The organism is Sulfitobacter profundi (assembly GCF_042661425.1).
GTDB lineage: Bacteria > Pseudomonadota > Alphaproteobacteria > Rhodobacterales > Rhodobacteraceae > Sulfitobacter > Sulfitobacter profundi.
Genome location: NZ_JBHSWA010000004.1, coordinates 83,275 through 105,504, shown reverse-complemented (window position 1 = coordinate 105,504; position 22,230 = coordinate 83,275). Strand labels below are relative to the sequence as shown.

At 61.6% G+C, this 22,230-nt stretch carries 14 protein-coding genes and 6 pseudogenes; 5 read left to right on the top strand and 15 right to left on the bottom strand.

Going from position 1 to position 22,230, the window contains the following annotated elements; translation table 11 throughout:
* A pseudogene (locus ACFQAU_RS20380) lies at positions 1 to 827 on the top strand (3-oxoadipate:acetyl-CoA acetyltransferase).
* A gap of 218 nt (positions 828 to 1,045) precedes the next feature.
* Here the strand turns inward: ACFQAU_RS20380 and ACFQAU_RS20375 are convergent.
* Together ACFQAU_RS20375 and ACFQAU_RS20370 are read right to left on the bottom strand one after the other, a co-directional pair.
* On the bottom strand, positions 1,046 to 1,624 hold the full coding sequence (locus tag ACFQAU_RS20375) for a DUF1190 domain-containing protein (RefSeq protein WP_067941094.1): 579 nt from the start codon (positions 1,622 to 1,624) through the stop codon (positions 1,046 to 1,048).
* Between the two features lie 39 nt (positions 1,625 to 1,663).
* Positions 1,664 to 2,889, bottom strand: a pseudogene (locus tag ACFQAU_RS20370) (glutathionylspermidine synthase family protein).
* Positions 2,890 to 3,146: 257 nt separating this feature from the next.
* Here ACFQAU_RS20370 and ACFQAU_RS20365 point away from each other — a divergent pair.
* The 4 genes and pseudogenes from ACFQAU_RS20365 (at position 3,147) to ACFQAU_RS20350 (ending at position 6,821) form a co-directional block, all read left to right on the top strand.
* Positions 3,147 to 3,653 carry a 2Fe-2S iron-sulfur cluster-binding protein gene (locus ACFQAU_RS20365; protein ID WP_132445535.1) on the top strand — a complete coding sequence of 169 codons (507 nt, stop codon included), beginning with the start codon at positions 3,147 to 3,149 and terminating at the stop codon, positions 3,651 to 3,653.
* Positions 3,650 to 4,242 (top strand): annotated as a pseudogene (locus ACFQAU_RS20360) (FAD binding domain-containing protein); the annotation flags it as partial. The gene ACFQAU_RS20365 and the pseudogene ACFQAU_RS20360, both read left to right, overlap by 4 nt.
* 45 nt (positions 4,243 to 4,287) lie before the next feature.
* Complete coding sequence (locus ACFQAU_RS20355; protein ID WP_386285114.1) at positions 4,288 to 4,635, top strand: FAD binding domain-containing protein; 348 nt, start codon at positions 4,288 to 4,290, stop codon at positions 4,633 to 4,635.
* Positions 4,632 to 6,821, top strand: a complete 2,190-nt coding sequence (locus tag ACFQAU_RS20350) for a xanthine dehydrogenase family protein molybdopterin-binding subunit (RefSeq protein WP_132445541.1) — start codon at positions 4,632 to 4,634, stop codon at positions 6,819 to 6,821. The genes ACFQAU_RS20355 and ACFQAU_RS20350 overlap by 4 nt, the downstream gene beginning before the upstream one ends.
* A 67-nt stretch (positions 6,822 to 6,888) precedes the next feature.
* Here ACFQAU_RS20350 and xylB read toward each other — a convergent pair.
* From xylB to ACFQAU_RS20285, 13 genes and pseudogenes are all read right to left on the bottom strand, one after another.
* Positions 6,889 to 8,323, bottom strand: a pseudogene (gene xylB, locus ACFQAU_RS20345) (xylulokinase); the annotation flags it as partial.
* Between the two features lie 62 nt (positions 8,324 to 8,385).
* Positions 8,386 to 9,332: pseudogene (locus ACFQAU_RS20340) on the bottom strand (ABC transporter substrate-binding protein).
* Between the two features lie 33 nt (positions 9,333 to 9,365).
* Positions 9,366 to 10,364, bottom strand: a complete 999-nt coding sequence (locus tag ACFQAU_RS20335; RefSeq protein ID WP_240791628.1) for an ABC transporter permease — start codon at positions 10,362 to 10,364, stop codon at positions 9,366 to 9,368.
* 11 nt (positions 10,365 to 10,375) lie between these two features.
* Complete coding sequence (locus ACFQAU_RS20330; protein ID WP_132445547.1) at positions 10,376 to 11,893, bottom strand: sugar ABC transporter ATP-binding protein; 1,518 nt, start codon at positions 11,891 to 11,893, stop codon at positions 10,376 to 10,378.
* On the bottom strand, positions 11,890 to 13,026 hold the full coding sequence (locus tag ACFQAU_RS20325; RefSeq protein ID WP_132445550.1) for a Gfo/Idh/MocA family protein: 1,137 nt from the start codon (positions 13,024 to 13,026) through the stop codon (positions 11,890 to 11,892). Before ACFQAU_RS20325 ends, ACFQAU_RS20330 begins: the two co-directional genes overlap by 4 nt.
* Positions 13,026 to 14,081 (bottom strand): sugar phosphate isomerase/epimerase family protein, encoded by a 1,056-nt coding sequence (locus tag ACFQAU_RS20320; protein WP_132445553.1) that lies wholly within the window; start codon positions 14,079 to 14,081, stop codon positions 13,026 to 13,028. Before ACFQAU_RS20320 ends, ACFQAU_RS20325 begins: the two co-directional genes overlap by 1 nt.
* A 22-nt stretch (positions 14,082 to 14,103) precedes the next feature.
* Positions 14,104 to 15,399, bottom strand: coding sequence for a xylose isomerase (xylA, locus tag ACFQAU_RS20315; protein ID WP_132445556.1), 1,296 nt, complete (start codon positions 15,397 to 15,399; stop codon positions 14,104 to 14,106).
* Complete coding sequence (locus ACFQAU_RS20310; protein ID WP_120352382.1) at positions 15,396 to 16,454, bottom strand: LacI family DNA-binding transcriptional regulator; 1,059 nt, start codon at positions 16,452 to 16,454, stop codon at positions 15,396 to 15,398. The genes xylA and ACFQAU_RS20310 overlap by 4 nt, the downstream gene beginning before the upstream one ends.
* 186 nt (positions 16,455 to 16,640) lie before the next feature.
* Positions 16,641 to 17,647: pseudogene (locus ACFQAU_RS20305) on the bottom strand (ABC transporter ATP-binding protein).
* Entirely contained in the window at positions 17,644 to 18,612 is a 969-nt protein-coding gene (locus ACFQAU_RS20300) for an oligopeptide/dipeptide ABC transporter ATP-binding protein (RefSeq protein WP_132445559.1), read from the bottom strand. The pseudogene ACFQAU_RS20305 and the gene ACFQAU_RS20300 overlap by 4 nt, the downstream one beginning before the upstream one ends.
* The gene (locus tag ACFQAU_RS20295; RefSeq protein ID WP_120352379.1) at positions 18,612 to 19,526 is read right to left on the bottom strand and encodes an ABC transporter permease subunit; all 915 of its coding nucleotides are present in this window, start codon (positions 19,524 to 19,526) and stop codon (positions 18,612 to 18,614) included. The genes ACFQAU_RS20300 and ACFQAU_RS20295 overlap by 1 nt, the downstream gene beginning before the upstream one ends.
* Before the next feature lies 1 nt (position 19,527).
* Positions 19,528 to 20,445, bottom strand: a complete 918-nt coding sequence (oppB, locus tag ACFQAU_RS20290; protein WP_120352378.1) for an oligopeptide ABC transporter permease OppB — start codon at positions 20,443 to 20,445, stop codon at positions 19,528 to 19,530.
* 92 nt (positions 20,446 to 20,537) lie between these two features.
* Positions 20,538 to 22,154, bottom strand: a complete 1,617-nt coding sequence (locus tag ACFQAU_RS20285; RefSeq protein ID WP_120352377.1) for a peptide ABC transporter substrate-binding protein — start codon at positions 22,152 to 22,154, stop codon at positions 20,538 to 20,540.
* Between the last annotated feature and the right edge of the window lie 76 nt (positions 22,155 to 22,230).

Genomic DNA, 22,230 nt, shown 5'->3' with positions numbered 1-22,230 from the left:
ATGACCGATAATCCAGCCATCATCTGCGTGGCCATCACCGGATCGCTTCCCACCAAGGCCGACAACCCGGCGGTGCCGATCGACATTACCGAACAGATCGAAAGCACCCAAGCCGCGTTTGAGGCGGGGGCGACGATCTGCCATGCCCATGTCCGCACCGCCGATGGCACCCCCACGGCAGACCCCGACCGTTTCGCGCGGCTGCAAGAGGGGCTGCGGCAGCATTGCCCCGGCATGATCGTGCAATTCTCAACCGGAGGGCGCTCGGGCGCGGGGCGAAACCGGGGCGGGATGCTGCCGCTGCGGCCCGATATGGCCTCGCTTTCCGTAGGGTCGAACAACTTTCCCAACCGCGTTTATGAAAACCCGCCTGAGCTTGTCGACTGGCTGGCGGAAGAGATGATGACCTACAGCGTGCTGCCCGAGATCGAGGTCTTCGACCTGAGCCACATCCTACAGGCCAAGGCCATGGCCGACGCGGGCAAGATCCCGGCGCGGCCCTATATTCAGTTCGTCATGGGGGTGAAAAACGCCATGCCTGCGGATCGAGACGTCTTTGATTTCTATATCCAAACGGTCAAACGGCTTTTCGGCGACATCCCGTGGTGCGCGGCCGGGATCGGGCGGCATCAGGCCGAACTTAACGCATGGTGTGCTGCAGCAGGGGGCATCTGCGCACCGGGCTGGAGGATAATATTCGGATGGACAAACAGACCCTTGCGCCCTCCAATGCCGCCCTCGTCACCCGCGCGGCAGAGATCTGCGCCGAGGCGGGTCGCCCTGTCGCCACGCCGCAGCAGGCGCGTGAGATTTTGGGGCTGGGTTGAGGCCACAAGGGCCAACGCAATAGATTAAGGATATTGAAATGAAGAGACTGACATTCGCCCTTACCACTTTCGCAGGCCCATTGGCGGCGCATGAGGGCGTGCATGTGCATCCCCATGGCCACGACCTTTTGGGGCGTGGCGGTGCTGGCGCTGGCTGTTGCGATCCTTGCGGCGGCGGTGATGCGCCGCAGGTAGGCGTGGGACTGCCCTAGTGCCCGTCAGCCACCAAAACCGCGCGAACCACCCGAACGGCCAAAACCGCCACGCGATGCGGCAGTGGCGCGGGTCATCGGGGTTTTGCCGATGGTGGTGCTGGGCCGGGTGAATTGCGACGTGCCAAGCTTGGCCGCGCCGCGATTGGTTGAATAGGTGCTGGAGCGTGCCGCATTGGTAAAGCGGCCATCCTTCGTTTTATACAGCGGCTGTGCCGCCGCCATACCTGCGCGATTGCTCATCATATTGCCGATCAGGTAGCCCGCCAGCAGGGGCATGAAAATCCCGCCCGATCCACTTTGGGTTGCCGTCTGTTCCGAGCCGCAGGCGTCTGCGCCATGCTGCTCTTCGCAGACCTCTAGGCTGTCATAGCGCGGTGCGGATTCCACATGGAGGGTCTGGGCCGCGTCAAAGGCGGTTTCGCATTGTTGCTGGGTGTACATTCCGCCGCTTGAGGCATCCGCCAGACAGCTTTGCAGGTCGGGAAAGGCAGCGGCATCGACCTTTTCCTCCTCACATCCGGCGAGGGTAAAGGCGGCGGCACCGACGATGGCGATGGAAACCCGTTTCGAGCGTTTGGTCATGATGGTCGTCTTTCTGCCAAGGGGCGGCGGGGCATAGCGTTATGCGAGAATATAGTGCGGTTTGAAGCGGGACAAATCCTGCGTGATGCGCGAGCGGTCCTCGCGGATACCGATGCCCGCGCAACTTTCGCCCACGATCCAAGACCCGATAACGGGGCGAAATCCGTCAAATTCGGGCAGGGGGCATAGGCTTGAACGATGCGCGGATGTTCGGCGTAGTCTAAGTTTTTCGACTGTTCGATGACCTTGCCGGATTGGTGGATCGAGACCGACGCCCCTTCGCGCGAGAGGATTGGCTTGCGCACATGCGCTGCTGCCAGATCCGCGGCGGCACGGTCAAAGGCCTCGGCGCAGGCGGGGGCGGCGGGGCCGCGCCCGGCGAGCGCGTCTGCCACATCCGCCTCAAAAAACGCGGGCAGCAGATTGGGGTGGCCTTCGAACATCTGCCAAAGCACGGGCAGCAGCCCTTTGTTGGACAGAAGCGCTTTCCACGCAGGCTCCAGAAACAGGCAGCCTGACCCAGCGATATGTGACGCGTAGTCGTCCCGCAACAGGTCTTCCCACGGGTAAAGCTTGAACAACACAGCGATGCGGCGGTCTTGATCGTCTAGGAATTGACCGTCCTCGCTCAGCGCGATCTTGTCGAGGTCACAGTAATGCGCACCAAGGCCCGCCTCACGCGCGGCCCACCCCATGGCTTCGACGGTGCCGTAGTCTTCGGGGTTGTCGGCGACAGCGGTGAAATGCAGGTCGCTGTCGGGCTCAAAAACCTCGGCAAATCGGGCGACCAATGCCTCATGGATGCCGTTGAACTGATCCGTGCCTTCGGGCAAAACGCCCGCCTTTAACTGATCCTCAAGCCACTGCCACTGGAAGGCCGCGCTTTCGTAGAGCGAGGTTGGCGTGTCGGCGTTATACTCCAGCAGCTTGGCCGGGCGCGCGCCGTCATAGGCCAGATCGAAACGCCCGTAGATCTCAGGGTCGCCCCGCCGCCAGCTTTCGGCCACGAGGTCGCGATGCGCTTCTGGAATGGCAAGCTGCGCCATCAATTCTTCGCTGGCAATGATCTCTGCCACGGCCTCGCGGCACATGGCGTGCAACTCGGTCGAGGGGTCTTCGATGTCGTTCTCGATCTGCTCAAGCGACAGCGCATAGGCCGAGGTTTCGTCCCAATAGGGCTCACCATGCATATCGGCGAAGGTAAAGCCGACCTCTTCGGCATGGGCGCGCCAATCGGGTCTTTCGGGCAATGTGGTCTTTTGCAACGGTTCGCTCCCCCGGGTTTCGCCTCCGCTTCTAATCGGCTTTGGCCCAAGCGGCCAGAGGCGGGACGGTTTAACGCGGCTATCGGCAGAAGTGTCGCTTGTAATCATCATTATGTAATAGAAGGTCGCGCGCCCCAAGGCTTCCGCTTCCGCCGCCCTCAACCGCTTGCCGCCCAACTTCGCCGCCCTACGTCCCGCAGCAGCCGATAGCCGGAGGATTCTGCCCCTTCGCTCCCATTTAGCCAAAGGAATTTGCCGTGGAAACGAAATTGACCATTAATGGCACCGAGCAGCGGCTGGATCTTGATCCCCGCACAACGCTTTTGGATGCCCTGCGCCACCACCTTGGACTGACCGGCAGCAAGAAGGGCTGCGATCACGGGCAATGCGGCGCCTGCACGGTCATGGTGAACGGTCGCCGGATCAACGCCTGCCTGACATTGGCCTGTATGCATGACGGTGATGAAGTCACGACGATCGAAGGCATCGGCCAGCCCGGCAACCTCAGCCCGCTGCAAGAGGCTTTTGTCAGCGAAGACGGGTTTCAGTGCGGCTATTGCACCCCCGGTCAGATCTGCTCGGCCACCGCGATGCTTGAGGAAATCTCAAACGGGTGGCCCAGCCATGTGACCGATGATCTGAGCGGCAAGGCCGACCTGACGCCCGAAGAAATCTCGGAACGGATGAGCGGCAACCTCTGCCGCTGTTCGGCCTATCCCAATATCGTCGAGGCGATCCGCAAAGCCGCGGGAGAAAACGCATGAGACCTTTTGACTATACCCGCGCCGAAGACACAGAAGCCGCAGCGCGCCAAGCGGCGGGCGGTGGCACTTTCATCGCCGGGGGCACCAACCTTTTGGACCTGATGAAACTAGAGGTCATGACCCCCGAGGCGCTGATCGACATCAACCGTCTGGACCTTGCCGAGATCGAAGAGACCGACGACGGCGGGCTGCGCGTCGGGGCCTTGGTGACCAACAGCGATCTGGCCAATGACGCCCGCGTGCGCGAAGGCTGGCCAGTGCTGAGCCGCGCGCTGCTGGCCGGGGCCAGCGGGCAGCTGCGCAACAAGGCGACGACGGGGGCAATCTGCTGCAACGCACGCGGTGTCTGTATTTCTACGACCGCGCCATGCCCTGCAACAAACGTGAGCCGGGCACGGGCTGTTCGGCGAAAGACGGGTTTAACCGCATCCTCGCCGTGCTGGGCACGTCGGAGCATTGCATCGCCACCCATCCCAGCGACATGGCCGTGGCCATGCGCGCCCTTGGGGCCGAGGTGGAGACGCTGAAAGAGGATGGAAGCACGCGCCGCCTGACGCTGGATGATCTCTATCTTCTGCCGGGAGACCGCCCCGATCAAGAGACCGTTCTTGAAGCGGGCGAGTTGATCACCGCTGTGGTCTTGCCCGCGCCCGTCGAGGGCAAACAGACCTACCGCAAAGTGCGGGATCGGGCCTCTTATGCCTTCGCGCTGGTCTCGGTCGCAGGGATCGTTGATATCGAAGACGGGCGGATCACCCGCGCCGATCTGGCCTTTGGCGGGCTGGCACCGAAACCTTGGCGGAATGCTGAGGTTGAGGACCTGCTGACCGGTGAAACGCCATCGGAAGACCTGTTCAACAAAGCCGCCGACCTGCTGCTGGCCGAGGCCAAAGGCTACGGCGCGAATGATTTCAAAATCCCCCTCGCCCGCCGCACGCTGGTGTCGGTGCTAGGCGAACTCACTGAGGAGGCCCAGCAATGACCGAGCAATTCAAGATGGACGCGCCCGCCACCGCACGCAGGCTTGATGAAATGGCGCAGGGTCTTGTCGGTGCGCCGCTTGACCGCCCCGAGGGGCCGCTGAAAGTCACCGGCACGGCGACCTATGCCAACGAATGGCAGGTCGAGGGGATGGTGCATGGCGTGATGGTCCGCGCCCCGGGCAACAGTGGCCGCGTGGTTTTGGCCAACCGGGATGACGTGGCGAAGATGCCGGGCGTCTTGGCCGTGATCCAAGACGAACGCCTGCTGCGTAACCCCGCCCAAGGCACCGCGAACAAAGCCCCGATTCAGGGGCCGGATCACGCCTCCTATCTTGGGCAGTTGATCGCGGTTGTGGTTGCCGAAGGCTTTGAACAGGCCCGCCATGCGGCGCAATCGCTGAAGGTGGAACTTGAAAACGGCGAGGTCATGCCGGTCGATCCCGCAACGGCGGCGGTTGAACCGCAAGAGGCGAAAACGCTGGATCAGGGCGATCTGGATGGGGCGATGCAGGAGGCCGCGTTTTCGGTCGATGTGACCTATACCACCCCGTCGCATTCCAGCTCCCCGATGGAGCCGCATGCCTCTATCGCGTCGTGGGACGGCGATGACCTGACCCTGCGCGGCAGCTATCAGATGCTGAAATACAACCGCAATGAGCTGTCGGACGCGCTTGGTATTCACCCCGACCGGCTGCGCATTCTGTCCCCCTATGTCGGTGGCGGCTTTGGCTCGAAACTCGGGATCGCCCCCGAGGCGGTCGCGGCGGCGATTGCGGCAAAAGAAGTGGGCCGCCCGGTCTCTGTCGCCCTCCAACGGCCGCAGGTCTATGAGGCGACGATGCGCAGGTCAGAGACCACGCAGCGTCTACGGCTTGCCGCCGATGCCGAGGGGAAGTTGACCGGTCTGGGCCATGACGCGCGCGTGTCCAACCTGCCCGGAGAGACCTTTGCCGAGCCGGTTTTGCAAGCCTCGCATTTCCTCTATGCCGGGGCGAACCGCAAGATGTCGATGGATCTGGCACGGGTGCACCGCCTCTGCGCAGGCTCTGTCCGCGCGCCGGGCGAAGCGGTGGGCGTCACCGTTTTCGAGGGCGCGATGGATGAGCTGGCCGACAAGATCGGCATGGACCCGGTCGAACTGCGCCGCCGCAACATCCCCGAAAAAGACCCCGAAAGCGGCAAAGACTTCTCTTCCCGTCGTTTCCGTGAGGCGCTTGACAGCGGGGCCGAGACCTTTGGCTGGGCCGACCGCCCCGGCATCAAGGAACGGCGCGAGGGCGAATGGCTGATCGGATACGGCATGGCCTCGGCGGCGCGGATCAACGTGCTGATGGAGAGCCAAGCCCGCGTGACGCTGATGCCCGATGGCCGCCTGCGGGTCGAGACGGATATGACCGATATCGGCACCGGCACCTATGCGATCTTGGGGCAAATCGCGGGCGATATGATGGGTCTGCCGCGCGATGCCGTGGATGTGGTCTTGGGCGATACCACCCTGCCTCCGGCCTCTGGCTCTGGCGGGTCGTGGGGCGCGTCGTCGAGCGGCACCTCCGTCTATCTGGCCTGTGAGGCGATCCGCAACCAATTGGCCGAGCGGCTGGAGGTGGACGAAAATGACCTGACGCTGAAAGATGGCATGGCCACTTTCGACAATCAGACCCGGAGCCTGAGCGAGATCCTGAACGGCGATGAGCTCGCAAAGCTTGGCCATGTGCTGCCCGGCGACACTTCCGAGGCGGTGCGGCAGGCGACATTCGGTGCCTATTTCGCCGAAGTCGCGGTGCATGCCGCCTCGGGCGAGACGCGGGTGCGGCGGATGCACGGCACTTTCGCCGCAGGGCGGATCCTGAATGCCAAGACGGCGCGCTCGCAATGTCTGGGCGGGATGACCTTTGGCATCGGCATCGCGCTGACCGAGGAGTTGGCCTTTGACCCGCGCGACGGGCATGTGGCCAACCACAACTTGGCCGAATACCACATTCCGGTGAACGCCGACGTGCCACAGCTGACCGTCGATCTGCTGGAGGAACGTGACGATTGGGCGAACCCGCTGCAGGCGAAAGGGATCGGTGAGTTGGGCATCTGCGGCGCGGCCGCGGCGATCACCAATGCGATCTACAACGCCACCGGGGTGCGGGTGCGCGACTATCCCGCCACCTTGGACAAGGTGATTGCGGGGATGTGATCGATGACGGGGCGGCCCATTGGTCGCCCCTTGCTCTGTCTATCATTATGATCTGGTGGTCAGCGCGTCTGACCCCCGTCCACGCCTGTCTGTAGGCCGCGTAGCTTTTCGCATAGGCCCCTTCAAGCGCGGGGTTCGGGGCGATGCTTTTGCGGATCTTTGGGGGTGTATCACCTCGGCCTGCGCCGCGTCACTGCCACCCAGCATGGCCAGCCGCGCCGCGCCAAGCGCCGCCCCCTGCGCACCGCTTTCCGGCACGTCGAGGGTCAGGCCGGTGATGTCGGCGATCATCTGCAACCATGTCTCTGACTGGCTGCCCCCGCCCGCCACGCAAACACGCTCTGGCAGGGAGCCACATTGCTCCAGTGCGCGACAGCAGTCTGCAAAGGCAAATCCGACCCCCTCCATCACGGCCTGCACCATGTCGTGCAACCCATGCCCCCGGCGCAGCCCGTGGAAGGCACCGGTGGCGTCGGGCGCGTTATGCGGCGTGCGTTCGCCAGAAAGATAGGGCAGGAAAGTGATGGGAGAGGGTTCGGTCGCATCCCTAACCATGCCCGCCAAGGCTGCGGGACTTTGTCCCGTGATCTGCCCCAGCCACGCCAAAGCATCCGTCGCCGATAAGATCACGCCCATCTGATGCCATGTCTCGGGCACGGCGTGGCAGAAACTATGCACCGCGTTCTCGGTGTTGCTGGCGAAACGGTCGGTCACGGTGAAAAGCACGCCCGACGTGCCGAGTGACAAAAACCCCTGCCCCGGTTGCACCAGCCCCAGCCCGACGGCGGTGGCCGCGTTGTCGCCCGCGCCCCCGCAACGGCAACGTTGCTGACGCCCCAATCGGCGGCAAGCGCGGCCCGCAGCCCACCCGCGCGCGCACTGCCCTCGACCAAGCGAGGCATGTGATCGCGCGAAAGGTCCGTAGCGGCGAGCAGTTCATCCGACCAATCGCGTTTGGCGACATCCAGCCAGAGCGTACCCGCCGCGTCGGACATTTCCGAGACGTGTTCACCCGTCAGCCAAAGGCCGACATAGTCCTTGGGCAACAGAACTTTGCGGACCTGTTCGAAAACCTCAGGCTCATGCTTTTGCACCCACCGCAACTTGGGCGCGGTGAAACCTGCCATGACGATATTGCCGCCTAGCCCGCGAAAATCGGCGCGCGCTTCCAACTCCGCGCATTCGGCGTGGGCGCGGCCATCGTTCCACAGGATTGCCGGGCGCAGAGGCCGGTCGTTCACGTCAAGCAGCGTGGCCCCGTGCATCTGGCCCGACACGGCAATGCCGCGCAGCGCTGCGAAGTGCACAGGGGCCGCCCTGCGGACCTGCGCAATCGCGGCCTCGCAGGCGGTGATCCATGAATGGGGGTCCTGCTCGCTCCACATCGGGTGCGGGCGCTGAACCTCCAACGGGGCATGACCCTCGGCCAAGGCCCTTTGGCCTTCGTCGATCAAAAGCGCTTTGACGCCCGAGGTGCCTAGGTCCAAGCCGAGATAGGTCATGCGGTACTCATTACTTCACAGGTGGGAAAATGCCACCGGCAATCTGCCGGTGGCGATGTTCATTAGAACGGGCTGTCAGGATAGTAGAAATCCATCGCGTTCTCTTGCGTCACCAGCACCGAGCCGATCACGAATGTGCCCGAGACCGGCGCGTTGGAGGTGAGGCCCACGGCGGTCAGTTCAATCGCGGTGGCGATCATCGACGGCGGATAGGTCACATTGGCCGGGATCATCGCGTCGCCATCGGCAGTGCGTTTGATCATCTCTTTCATGCCAGCACCGCCGAGCACAAATTTCACGTCATCGCGCCCTGCGGCCTCAATCGCGGCCAGAACGCCAATCGCCATGTCATCATCCGAGGCCCAGACCGCGTCGATGTTGGGGTATTTCGACAGGAAATCCTGCATCACGGTAAAGCTGTCGTCGCGGTTCCAGTTGCCGTGCTCCATATCGAGCACGTTGATCCCGGCGCCTTCGATGGCTGTGTTGAAGCCCTCGACACGCTCGTTATCGATGGTGGTGGGGATGCCGCGCAGCACGACGATGTCGCCGCCGTCGGGCATCTGCTGGGCCATGAACTCACCCGAGACCTTGCCAAAGCCGCTGTTGTCGCCCGCGACATAGAGGTCTTGAATACCTTCGACCGACAGGCCACGGTCGACAACCGTCACCCATGCGCCGCTGTCTGCCACGGCTTGCACCGGCGGGGTCAGCGGATCGGATTCGAACGGCAGCACCACCAGCGCGTCAATGTTGCGTGTGGCAACCATGTCTTCGATGTCGTTCACCTGTTTGCCGGGGTCCGACGCGGTGGCGAGCACGAAGTCGAGATCGGGATAGACCTCTTCCAGCCGCTCGACGGTTTCCTTGGCGTGGAAGTTCATACCCCCGCCCAGCCGTGGGTCGCCGCCGGGATCGAGACGCCGATAACCTTGGTCTCTTGGGCAAAGGCGCCCGTACCGACAGCCGTGGCCAGCGCTGTGGCAATGAATGTTTTGGTAAATGTCATTTTTGCTCCTCCCATGAAGCGTTCAACTACGGCTTAAAGCGCCGTCTTCCTTTCGCGCTGTAGGATCACAGCGAGAATAATGATAATCCCTTGGATCGCCCCATTGAGATATGGCGACACGAAATCAGTAAGGTTCAGGATATTGCCGATGAGGCTTAGGATCAGCACGCCGATGACGGTGCCCCAGACCCGGCCAAAGCCACCCTTCAAAACCGTGCCGCCGATGATCACCGCGGCGATGGCCTCAAGCTCCCACAGCACCCCGGTAGAGGCCGAAGCAGACCCAAGCCGTGGCACATACATGATCGTCGCAACGCCGACCAAAATGCCCAAGGCCGCGTAAGAGATTAGCCGCGTGCGTTTCACGTTCACATTTGAATAATGCGCGACATTCTCGTTCGATCCGGTGGCCGCACAATGGCGCCCGTAGACAGACCGCGACATGATGATCTCACCGATGATCACAACCAGCGCAAAGACGATGATCGGCCAACTGATCCCGAGAATGCCGTCGAAGTAGACGGGCCGGTAGAAGGTCCGCAAACCAAAGTCGAGCGACAGCGTGCCCCCATCGGCAAGCCATGTCACCAGCGACCGGTAAATCCCCATCGACCCCAGGGTGACGATAAAGGCTTCGATCCCGAGAGTGGTGATCAAAAAGCCATTCAACAGCCCCGCCAGCAGCCCCGCGACGATGGCGGTGAGCATCCCCAGCAGAATAATAGGCACGCCGATGCCTAGACTGGGCAACGCCGCATTCATCACCAAAATCATTAGCCCCGCAATAAAGGCCGCCATTGAGCCAACCGAAAGGTCGAGGCCGCCAGCGGTGATGACAAAGGTCATGCCCACCGCGATGATCCCGATAAAGGCCGACCGTGCCAAGACGTTGGTGATGTTCGCCGCGCTCAGGAAGTTAGAGTTCATTAGCGCGCCGATCAACAGCAAGACGACCAAGGCGATGATCGGCCCGAGGACGGACATCGACGGCATCCGGAAGCTTTTGGTGTGAGGTGTGGTTACATCTGTCATCTTCGGTTTCCTTAGGCCGTCATCGGCATTTGTTCGGCGCGCAGCCCCATCGAGAGGCGCACAATCGCGTCTTCCGTGATCTCGCCTGCGTTCAGCGTGCCGCTGACCTCGCCCAACCGCATGACCATCACACGGTCGGCAAGGCCGATGAGTTCGGGCATTTCAGAGGTGATCACGATGATCGCATGACCCTGATCAGCCAAGTTGCGCAAGAAGGCATAGATTTGTTGTTTGGTGCCAATGTCGATGCCGCGGGTCGGCTCATCTACGATCAGGATGCGCGGTTCAGAGAGCATGATTTTGGCCAGCAAAAGCTTTTGCTGGTTGCCGCCTGACATATTGCCGACACGCACATCGCGGCTGCCTGCGCGAATGTCGAATTCTTTGATCGCATGGGTCAGCGCCGTTTCCTCGGCACCCCGATCGATCAAGAAACCGCCGAATTTATGCAGGTTTTGCAGCGTCAGGTTCTCGCGCATACCGCGTTCCAGCAGCAGCCCCCGCAGCTTGCGGTCTTCGGTGAGGTAGCAAAGCCCGGCCCGCTGCGCGTCACTGGGTTGTTTGAAATAAACCTGCTCGCCAAAGAGTGTCACGCGATCGACGCGCGCCGCCCGCAGTCCCGCCAGACCCTCCATCAGTTCCGTCCGGCCCGAACCGATCAGCCCACCAATCCCCAGTATCTCGCCTTGCCGGAGCGAAAAGGACACGTTGTTGGCGCAACCCGGCACGCTGAGGTTTTCGACCGAAAGCACCACCGGCGCGTCTGCGGGGACGCCGGGTTTTGGCGGGTAAAGATCAGACACATCGCGGCCCACCATGGCGGTCGCCATCTCATCTTCGGTGATCTCTGCCGTGGGGCTGGATTGCACCACTTCGCCATCGCGCATGATGGTGACATGGTCCGAGATCTCGGCGACCTCATCAAGCTTATGTGACGTAAACAGAACCGCCGTACCCGCTGCCCGCAGCGCCGCGACCTGTTTGAACAACATATCCGTCTCACGTTTGGTCAACACCGCCGTCGGCTCGTCCATGATCAACACCCGCGCATCGCGCGACAGGGCTTTGGCGATCTCGACCATCTGTTTGTCGGAGTTCGACAGAGTGGATACGCGCGCATCAGGGGAAACGTCGCAAGCCACGCGGTCTAGATACTCTCGCGTGCGGCGCCGCATCTCGGCTTTATCAAGCAATGGGCCACGCTTTAGCTCTCGGCCCAGAAAGATATTCTGCTCAACCGTCAACGGTTCGGCCAAATTGAACTCTTGGTGGATCATCACGATCCCGGCCACCTCGCCATCGTGCAGGCTGTCGAACCGGGCGGGCGCGCCGTCCAATTGTACATCCCCTTGCGTGGGCAGTTGATAGCCCGCCATGATCTTCATCGTGGTGGATTTGCCCGCCCCATTCTCGCCAATCAGCGCGTGAACGGTGCCCGGCTCCAGCGCGAGGGTCACACCATGCAACACCTCGATCGAGCCGAAGCTTTTGCTCACATTGCGCAGGGCAAGAACGGGGTTGGGTGTCATAGCTTGGTCCACGCCGCGTCGTTGGCCGAAGACGTCACGCATGCATTGATGAACCGCATTCCGTCCATCCCCGCCGCGATGCCGGGCAGCACGCCCATGGCGCTTTCGCGGCTCGCCCCGCCCTGCACCGCGCGGATCGCATCGGCGGCTTCGTTATAGATTGTGGCGAACCCTTCGAGGTAGCCTTCGGGGTGGCCACCGGGAATGCGACTCACCGACTGCGAGGCTTCCGATGCCCCGGCCCCGTTGCGGGTGATCAGACGTTTGGGTTCGCCAAGCGGCGTGAACCACAGGTAGTTGGGATCTTCTTGCGACCATTCCAGACCGCCCTTTTCACCGTAAACCCGCAGCTTCAGCGCGTTTTCGTTACCGGGGGCCACTTGGCTTGACCACAGCATACCCCGCGCGCCACCAGCAAAACGCAGCATCATATGCGCGTTGTCATCGAGCTTGCGCCCCGCGCCCCAGCTTTGCAGATCGGCGGCGATGCTTTCGACCTGCAAGCCGCTTACAAAGCACGCAAGGTTATGCGCATGAGTGCCGATGTCGCCCACCGAGCCACCAGCGCCAGAGCGTGCGGGATCGGTGCGCCATTCGGCTTGCTTGACGCCTTCGTTCTCCATCGGCGCGGTTAGCCAATCCTGCGGGTACTCTGCCTGAACGATGCGAATATCGCCCAGATCGCCCGCTTCGATCATTGCCCGCGCTTGGCGGATCATCGGGTAGCCGGTGTAGTTATGGGTGAGAATGAAAAGCGCGTCGGCCTCGGCCACCGCCGACTCCAACGCCTCTGCATCCTCCAGCGTGGAGGTCAGCGGCTTGTCGCAAATCACGTGAATGCCCTTGGCCAAAAACGCCTTGGCGGCAGCCGCATGGACGTAGTTGGGCGTGACGATCGACACCGCCTCGATCCCGTCTTCGCGGGCGGCTTCGGCCTCCGCCATCTCTTCGAAACTGCCGTAGGACCGCGGAATGCCCAAAGCCTCTGCACTGGCGGCGGATTTCTCAGGGGTCGAAGACAGCGCGCCCGCTATCAGATCGAACCGGTCGTCGATGCGCGAAGCGATGCGGTGCACCCCGCCGATAAAGGCGTCATTGCCGCCGCCCACCATGCCAAGTCGAATACGTGCCATCAGTCGATCCCCAGCATCTTGCGGTTTGCCGCCTCATCAGTGCCGCCATCGGCGAAATCGTCAAAGGCCTTGTCCGTCACGCGGATGATATGATCCTTGACGAACTGCGCCCCTTCGCGCGCGCCGTCTTCGGGGTGTTTCAGGCAGCATTCCCATTCAACCACGGCCCAACCATCGAAATCATTGGCGGCCATTTTGGAAAAGACCGCGCCGAAATCAACCTGACCATCGCCCAGCGACCGAAACCGCCCGGCGCGGTCCGTCCAGCTTTGGTAGCCTGAATAGACCCCCTGCCGACCCGTCGGATTGAACTCCGCATCCTTGACGTGGAACATCTTGATCCGGTCTTTGTAGATGTCGATGTTATCAATATAATCGAGGCATTGCAGCACGTAGTGGCTGGGATCGTAGAGCATATTGGCCCGCGCGTGATTGCCCGTGCGTTCCAAGAACATCTCATAAGTGATGCCGTCATGCAGGTCTTCGCCGGGATGGATCTCATAGCAGACATCGACACCGCAGTCTTCGGCGTGGTTCAGGATCGGCAGCCAACGCGCGGCCAGCTCGTCAAAGGCCGTTTCGATCAGCCCCGCAGGGCGCTGCGGCCAAGGATAGACGTAAGGCCACGCCAGCGCGCCCGAAAAGGTCGCATGTGCGCCAATCCCCATATTCTTGGACGCCGAAAGCGCCATCTTTACCTGCTCGACGGCCCATTCCTGACGCGCCTTGGGATTGCCGCGCACTTCCTCTACGGCGAAGCCGTCAAAGGCGGTGTCATAGGCCGGGTGCACCGCGACCAACTGGCCCTGAAGGTGGGTCGAAAGTTCGGTGACCTCTACGCCGTTCTCGATTGCCTTGCCCTTGAATTCGTCGCAGTAATCTTTGCTCGACGCGGCTTTGGCCAAGTCGATCAGCCGTGCGTCCCAACTGGGCACCTGCACACCCTTATAGCCACAATCGGCAGCCCATTTGGTGATGCTGTCCCAAGAATTAAACGGCGCTTCGTCGCCTGCAAACTGCGCCAGAAACAGCGCTGGTCCCTTGATCGTTTTCATGGTGGTCCTCCCTTTCCCCGGCTTAAACGAACCGGTTCACGATATTCTCCAGAATTTCCTGCCGGCCCGAGCGGGGCTGCGGATTGATGCCGTCTTTGGCAACCTGTGCCGCGATGCTGGCCAGATCGCTTTCCAGCATCGCCTTGGCGTCGGGGCTCTCCCACCCCGCGTAGCGTTCATCGCGCATGGCCTCGAGCGTGCCATCCTCCAACATCGCGACGGCGGCTTTGAAGCCCCGCGCGCAGACATCCATCGCGCCTGCATGGGCCGCGACCAGATCGATCGGGTCAAGCGATTGCCGCCGCAGCTTGGCGTCGAAGTTGGTGCCGCCGGTGGTGAACCCGCCCGCTTTGAGCACCTCGTAATAGGCCAGCGCGACCTCGGGGACGTTGTTGGGGAACTGGTCCGTGTCCCAGCCCGATTGATAGTCGTTGCGGTTCATGTCGATGGAGCCGAAGATCCCCAGAGAGGACGCCAGCGCCAATTCATGTTCGAACGAATGGCCCGCAAGGATCGCGTGGCCCTGTTCGATGTTCATCTGAACCTCGCCCTCCAGCCCGAACTCCTTAAGGAAACCATAGACGGTCGCGACATCGAAATCATACTGGTGTTTGGTGGGCTCCTGCGGCTTCGGCTCCACCAGAATGGCACCTTTGAAGCCGATCTTGTGTTTGTACTCCACCGCCATCTGCAAGAACCGTCCGGCCTGCTGGCGCTCGCGTTTCAGGTCGGTGTTGAGCAGGGTTTCATAGCCCTCGCGCCCGCCCCAAAGCACATAGTTCTGACCGTCCAACTTGTGGGTCGCATCCATACAGGCTTTGACCGTCGCCGCGGACCAGGCAAAAATCTCCGGGTCGGGGTTGGTGGCCGCGCCTGACATAAAGCGGCGGTGACCGAAGAGGTTCGCGGTGCCCCAAAGCAGCTTGGTCTTGGAGCTTTCCATCTTGGTGCCGAGATAATCGATGATCTCTTCGAAATTGCGCAGGCTCTCGGCAAAGGTATCGCCCTCGGGGCGGATATCGGCGTCATGCCAGCAAAAGTAGGGCGCGTTCAGCAGGTCGAACATTTCAAACGCCACATCGGCCTTGAGCCGTGCCATGTCCATCGTCTCGCCAAACCACGGGCGGTCAAATGTCTGGCCGCCGAAGGGATCGCCGCCGGGCCACGCAAAGGAATGCCAATAGGCCACAGCAAAGCGCAGGTGGTCTTCCATCCGTTTGCCCATGACCACTTCGTCAGGATTGTAGTGGCGAAAGGCCAGGTCAGACCCTTCTGGATCATAGGACAGGGGCTTAATATCTTTAAAGAAATCACTCATGTATCTTGGGCCTTCATCTGATCGGTCAAAGCGTCGGCGGGCAGATTGTCCCGCACATAAATCGTCGGCACGAGTTCCGGCATCGGCGGCAGGTCTTTCGCGTCAATCAGGGCGCGCAGCACGGTGAACGCGCGGTTGATTTCCACGTCAGGCCGCTGGTCGATGACCAGATCAATCTGCCGCTCCATCAGTGCTTGGCGGGAATGGGCGACAAGCTCATGCACCACGCAAAAGGGGCGTGTCCCCTGCCCGCCGCGAAGGGCGGCGATCAGGCCGCTGTTGCCCGCGCCAACGTTGTACAGCGCCGTCAGCCCTTGCTGGGTCAGGACCTCTTGCGTCTGCGCCTGAAGCACCTGCGCATCGTCCTTGGTCATGATCGGATCGAGCACCGTAACCTGCGGAAAATCAGCGTTGAGCACTTCGCGAAATCCGGTAAGGCGCTCCGCGTGGTCACGCGCGTCGAGCGAGCCTGCAAAGGTCTGCACCTGCCCGCCCTGCCCGCCATGGGCAAGGCCCACCATCCGCCCGGCAGTGCGCCCGGCGGCGATATTGTCGATGCCGATATAGGCCGCGCGGGCGGCGCGGGGCAGGTCGGAGACAAGGCCCACCACAGCCACCCCTTTGGCGCGCAATTCGGCCAAGGGTGCCTCAAGCGCAGCGCTTTGCAGCCCGACGATGGCGACACCGTCAAAATCACGCTCAAGCAGGGCCGAGATACTGTCTTGCAGCCCTTCCACCGCGAAGGCTGCGACCTCGATCACCTCGGCGGTCACACGCTCGCTGACGTGATGGGCGGCGGCGTGGTCGATGTGCTGGCGGATACGGTTGAAGAAAGCGTTGGAGCCGCGGGGGATCAAAAACGCGAGCCGGTAGATCCGACCGCGCGACAGGTTGGCCGCCGCGACATTGCGCACATAGCCAAGAGAGGTGACCGCCTCGCGCACCTTGGCGATGGACTTGTCGGCCACATTGCCGCGGTTGTTGATCACCCGGTCCGCGGTTGCATAGCTCACCCCGGCAGCGCGTGCGACATCGCTCAGCGTTGGACTTGTCATGATCCCTCCCCCATCGCACCAACCCTCCCAAGCGGCGCGTCTTGACCCTATCTATGAGGATATTTTGATATACGTCAATCATTTTTGATAGACGTATATCATTTTTGCAGAATGCAAAGCCGCCGCGGGGTTCTAAGGCGGCAGGTAAAGCGTTATTATAAAGGGATTTAAACCGACAGCAGGGCGTCAGCGCCCTACGGCCACTTCATTTTCCTGCATCGGGCCGGGGTGAATGCAGGCCACCTGATGCGCGCCCCGCCCCGGTTCTGGCACCACCTCAGCGCAATCGGCCTGCACGCGCGGGCAGCGGCCCCGGAAAACACAGCCCGAGGGCGGGTTCATCGGGGAGGGCATATCGCCCGTCATCGGCACGATCTGCTTGGCGCGTTCGGCCACGGGGTCGGGGATCGGCACCGCCGAAAGCAACGCCTGCGTATAGGGGTGCTGCGGGTTGTCGTAGAGCTGCGCCTTGGGGGCCTTTTCCATGATGCGGCCCAGATAGAGCACCATGACCTCGTCCGAGATGTTTTTCACCACGCTGAGGTCATGGGCGATAAAGATCATCGCCAGCCCCAGATCGCGTTGCAGCTCCTTCAGCAACTCAATCACCTGCGCTTGGATCGACACATCAAGCGCCGAGACCGGCTCATCGCAGATCAGCAACTTCGGCTCCACGATCAGGGCACGGGCAATGCCGATGCGTTGGCACTGGCCGCCCGAGAACTCATGCGGGTAGCGGTTGATCATCTGCGGCAGCAGACCCACGCGCTCCATCATCTGCGCGACACGGGCGCGGCGTTCCTTGGCAGAGATCTCGGGCCGGTGCGTGCGCAGCGGCTCTGCGATAATCTGGCCCAGCGTCATGCGGGGGTTGAGCGAGGCCAGAGGGTCTTGAAACACCATCTGGATCTCAGAACGGTAGGGTTTCATCTGCCGGGGGAGAGTGACAGCAGGTCCGTCTCTCCGCGCCAGTTCACCTGCCCCGTCGCCGGGACCATTTGGATCAAACCCCGCGCGAGGGTGGATTTACCACAGCCGGATTCGCCAACCACGCCAAGCGTTTTGCCCGGCTCCAGATCAAAGCTCACCCCGTTCACCGCGTGCAGATAGCGCGGTTTCGTCCAAGGCATGTCGCCAGCGCGGGTGATGGGGAAACGAACGTGGAGATCGCGCACTGAGAGAAGCGGGCTCATGCGGTGACCTCCGCAATCGGACGGTGGCAGGCACGGGCGCGGCCTTCGGCAAAAGGCGCAAGTGGCGGCATCACGCGGCAATCCTCACCGGCGTAGGTGCAGCGCGGGCGGAAAGGGCAGCCCTCGGGCGGGGCGGCCATGTTGGGCGGGTTGCCGGGGATCGCCTTCATGGTGGCGTCTTGGTCATCGACCCGCGGCACGGCAGCCAGAAGGCCACGGGTGTAGGGGTGCGTCGGTTGCGCGAAAAGCGGCTCGGTCGGGCCCTGCTCCATCACGCGGCCACCGTACATCACCAGCACCCGCTCGCAGAACCCCGCGACGACGCCAAGGTCATGGGTGATGAGGATCGTGGCCATGCCGAAATCCTTTTGCAGATCACCCAGCAGGTCCATGATCTGCGCCTGCACCGTCACGTCGAGCGCGGTGGTCGGCTCATCCGCGATCAGCAGGTCGGGTTTGCACAGCAGCGACATGGCGATCATCACCCGCTGGCGCATCCCGCCGGAGAACTCGTGCGGGAAGAGGCGGATGCGCTCCTTGGCTGCGGGGATCTTTACTGCGTCCAACATCCGCACCGACTCCGCCAGTGCGTCGCGTTTGGACATGCCTTTGTGCAGGGTCAGCACCTCGGTCATCTGGTCCGCGATGCGCATGTAAGGATTGAGCGAGGTCATCGGATCTTGAAAAATCATCGCAATCCGCTCAGCCCGGAGTTTGTTCAGCACCTTGGGTTTGGCGCCCAAAATCTCTTGCCCGTCAAACCGGACCGAGCCAGCGGTGCGCCCGTTCGGCGCGAGCAGGCCCATGATCGAAAAGGCGGTCTGCGATTTGCCCGAGCCGCTTTCGCCGACGATGCCCAAGGTCTCACCCCGGCTGATCGACAGCGACAGGTCATTGACCGCATGCACGGGGCCATCTTCGCCGTCGAAGGTGACAGAGAGCTTGTCGATTTCCAGCAGAGACATCAGCGATCCTTGGGGTCGAGGGCGTCACGCAATCCGTCGCCGATAAAGAACAGGCCAAAGAGCGTGAGACAGAAGAACAGCAGCGGGAAACCCAACTGCCAAGTGGTGCCATAGGCGATGGTCCCCGCCCCTTCGGAGATCAGCGCCCCGAGGGAGGTCAGCGGCTCCTGAATGCCAAGCCCGAGGAAAGAGATGAAGCTTTCCGTCAGGATCATCAGCGGGACCAGCAGCGTGGCGTATACCGCGATGACGCCCAAGAGGTTGGGCACGATATGGCGCAGGATGATGACCGGGGCCGAAACGCCGGTGGCGCGGGCAGCCTCAACAAACTCGCGGCCCTTGATGGTCAGCGTCTGGCCCCGCACGATGCGGGCCATCTCCATCCATGAAATCAGCCCGACGCCCGCAAAAAGAATGGTGATCGAACGGCCATACATCACCAAGAGCAGGATCAGCACGAACATGTAAGGCACGGCCATGAAGATATCGACGAGCCGCATCATGATGCTGTCGGTGCGCCCGCCGAAGTAGCCCGCCACCGCGCCGTAAAGCGTGCCGACCACACAGGCAATCAACGCGCCGACAAGGCCCACCGCGAGGCTGATCTGCGTGCCTTGCACGGTGCGGGCGAACAAATCGCGCCCCAGATCGTCGGTGCCAAAGTAATGGCCGCTTTCAATCGACGGCCCACCCAATTCGACGATCTGGCCCATGACGTTGTAGTCCAATTCCTCGTTCGACCATTGCGCAAAGCTGTTGCCGAAAAGCGCAAAGACCACGACGAAGCCGAGGATTACCAGACCCATCAGCGCCGCCTTGTTGCGGAAAAACCGCCGCCGCGCATCGGCCCAAGGGGAACGCCCCTTGCCCGCAATCTCGCTGGCTTCGACCCGTTGTTCGGATGTCATCACCATGTCAGTACCGGATCTTGGGGTCGATCCACCCGTAGAGGATATCGACCACGAGGTTAAAGAAGATGGTCAGCGCGCCCACGAGGATCGTCACCCCCATCATCACCGCGTAGTCGCGGTTGAGCGCTGAATCGACGAAAGCCTTGCCGATGCCGCCGGTGGAGAAATAGATATCGACCACCACAGAGCCGGTGATCATCGCCACGAAAGCGGGGCCCAGATAGGAAATCACTGGCAGCATCGCGGGTTTCAGCGCATGGCGCAGGATCACCCGGCGTTCGGGCAGCCCCTTGGCGCGCGCGGTGCGGATGTGGTTCGAGGTCAGCACCTCAAGCATCGACGAGCGGGTGATCCGCGCAATCGAGGCCATGAAGGATGTCGACAGCGCGATCACCGGCATGATCCAATACTCCGGCCCTTGCCACCCGCCCCCGGGCAACCAACCAAGCCAGAGCGTAAAGACCAGCACCAAGATCGGCGCCATGACGAAATTCGGCAGCACCTGCGCCCCGATGGAAACCCCAACCGCGACATAATCGAGCAGCGAGTTGTGCCGCACCGCTGCGGCCACGCCAAGGCCAACGCCGACGATCACTGCGACAGCAAAGGACAACAGCCCATAGGTCAGCGTAATCGGGAAACCTTGGGCGATGATCTCATTCACCGAACGGTCTTTGTAAACAAAGCTCGGCCCGAAATCGAACTCGGTCACGATGCCCCAAACATAGCTGCCGATCTGCTTCCAAAGCGGATCATCCAGCCCGTATTTCGCATTGAGGTTCGCCAGCACCTGCGGCGGCAATTCACGCTCTGATGTGAAGGGCCCACCGGGGGCGGAATGCATCAGCAGAAAGGAGATGACGATCAGCACAAGCAGCGTCGGAACAGCGATGGCAAGGCGCTTGAGGATGTAACTGAGCAAGAGGCGCGCGCTCCGGATACGGGGGTTGAGGGGGGCAAAATGGAATCGGGCAGCCCGTGCCTTAACCGCCGGGCTGCCCGAATGTCGAGAGGTTACTCCGCGGTACGATAGAGGTCTTTGCCGTACCACGTGTTGTTGACGTTATTCTCGGGCAGACCTTCGATGTCTTCCGCGATCATGTCGACGTTGGCGTAGTGGTAGATCGGGATGATCGGCATTTCCTCGGCCAAGATACGCTCCGCATCTTTGTAAAGCGGCTGCGGGTCTTCGGCGGTTTTGCTGTCCTTCATGAGCTTGTCATAAGCGTCATTGTAGAACTCGCCGTTGTTGTGGCCCGAATATGAGGTCAGCAGATCGAGGTAGGTCGAGGCCTCGTTGTAGTCGCCGCACCATGCATAGCGCGCCATGTCGTAGTCTTGGCGCTGCATGCGGTCGGTGTGGACCTTCCACTCATAGTTATCCAGCGTGAGGTTCACGCCGATCTGCTTGAGCATCTGCGAGGCCGCGATGGCGATCTTTTTGTGATCTTCCGATGTGTTGTACTGCAGCGTCAGGTCCAGCGGGTTGTCGGGGCCATAGCCCGCCTCGGCCAACAGTTCCTTGGCCTTTTCCACGCGCTGCGCCTGATCCATATTGTCGGCCCAATCCAACTCGGGACGCTCGAAATCGGCGATCGCCCAGTGGGTCCAGTTGTACGACGGCTTCTGACCGCCTTGCAGGATACGCTCGACAATGATGTCGCGGTCGATGGCATAGGCCAAGGCTTTGCGTACATTGACGTTTTTCAGCGCCTCGGGGCCCTTTTCCCCTACGTTCAGCATGTAGATATACGAGCAGTTATAGGGGGTTGAGACCGCCTGTTCGGGGTATTCTTTCTTCAGACGCGGGTACTGCCCGGCGGGGATATCCACGCGGTCCAACTCACCCGCCAGATAGCGGGTCAGCGCTTGGTTCACGTCATTGATCGTGAGCGCGGTGATCTTCTCCATCACCACGTTGTCGGTATCCCAATAGGTGTCGTTCTTCTCCATCACGACACGTTCGCCCAACTGATGCTCGACCAGTTTATAAGCGCCGTTGCCGACGAGCGTGCCCGCATCGGTCCAATCGTCGCCATGCTCTTCCACCACGCTTTGCAGCACGGGGAAGGTCGACCCATGCACCAGCATCTGCGGGAAATAGGGCAGCGGCGTGGTGATCTTGACCTCAAGCGTGTGGTCGTCGACGGCTTGGATGCCCAATTCCTCGGGCGACTTGTCCCCGGCGATGATCTCAGGCGCGTTTTCGACCTGCATCAACTCCATATACCATGCGTATTCCGACGCGGTCGCCGGGTCCGCCAAACGGCGCCAAGAATAGACGAAATCATTGGCCGTGACCGGATCACCATTGGACCATTTGGCGTCTTTGCGCAGGTTGAACGTATAGGTCTTGCCGTCTTCGGAGACCTCATGATCCAGCGCCACACCGGGGACCAGTTCGCCATTGCCGTCTTCGTTATAAAGCCCTTCAAAGAGGTTGCGCAGCACGTCCGAACCTTCGACATCGGTGTTGATCTGCGGGTCCATCGACTTGATCGCGTCAAGCAGCCAGAAGGTATAGCTTTGATCTTCGGCAAGGTTCACACCCTCGGGGACATCGGCGGCTTGGGCCTGAAACGCAAGGCTGAGCGCCAATGCGGAGGATGCAAGTGTGGTGCGTAGCTTCATGGTGACTCTCCGTTGTTTGAAAGTTCGTGTTCTGATTGAAAAGTAATCAATCGAAAACCAAGTGCACATGCAAGAC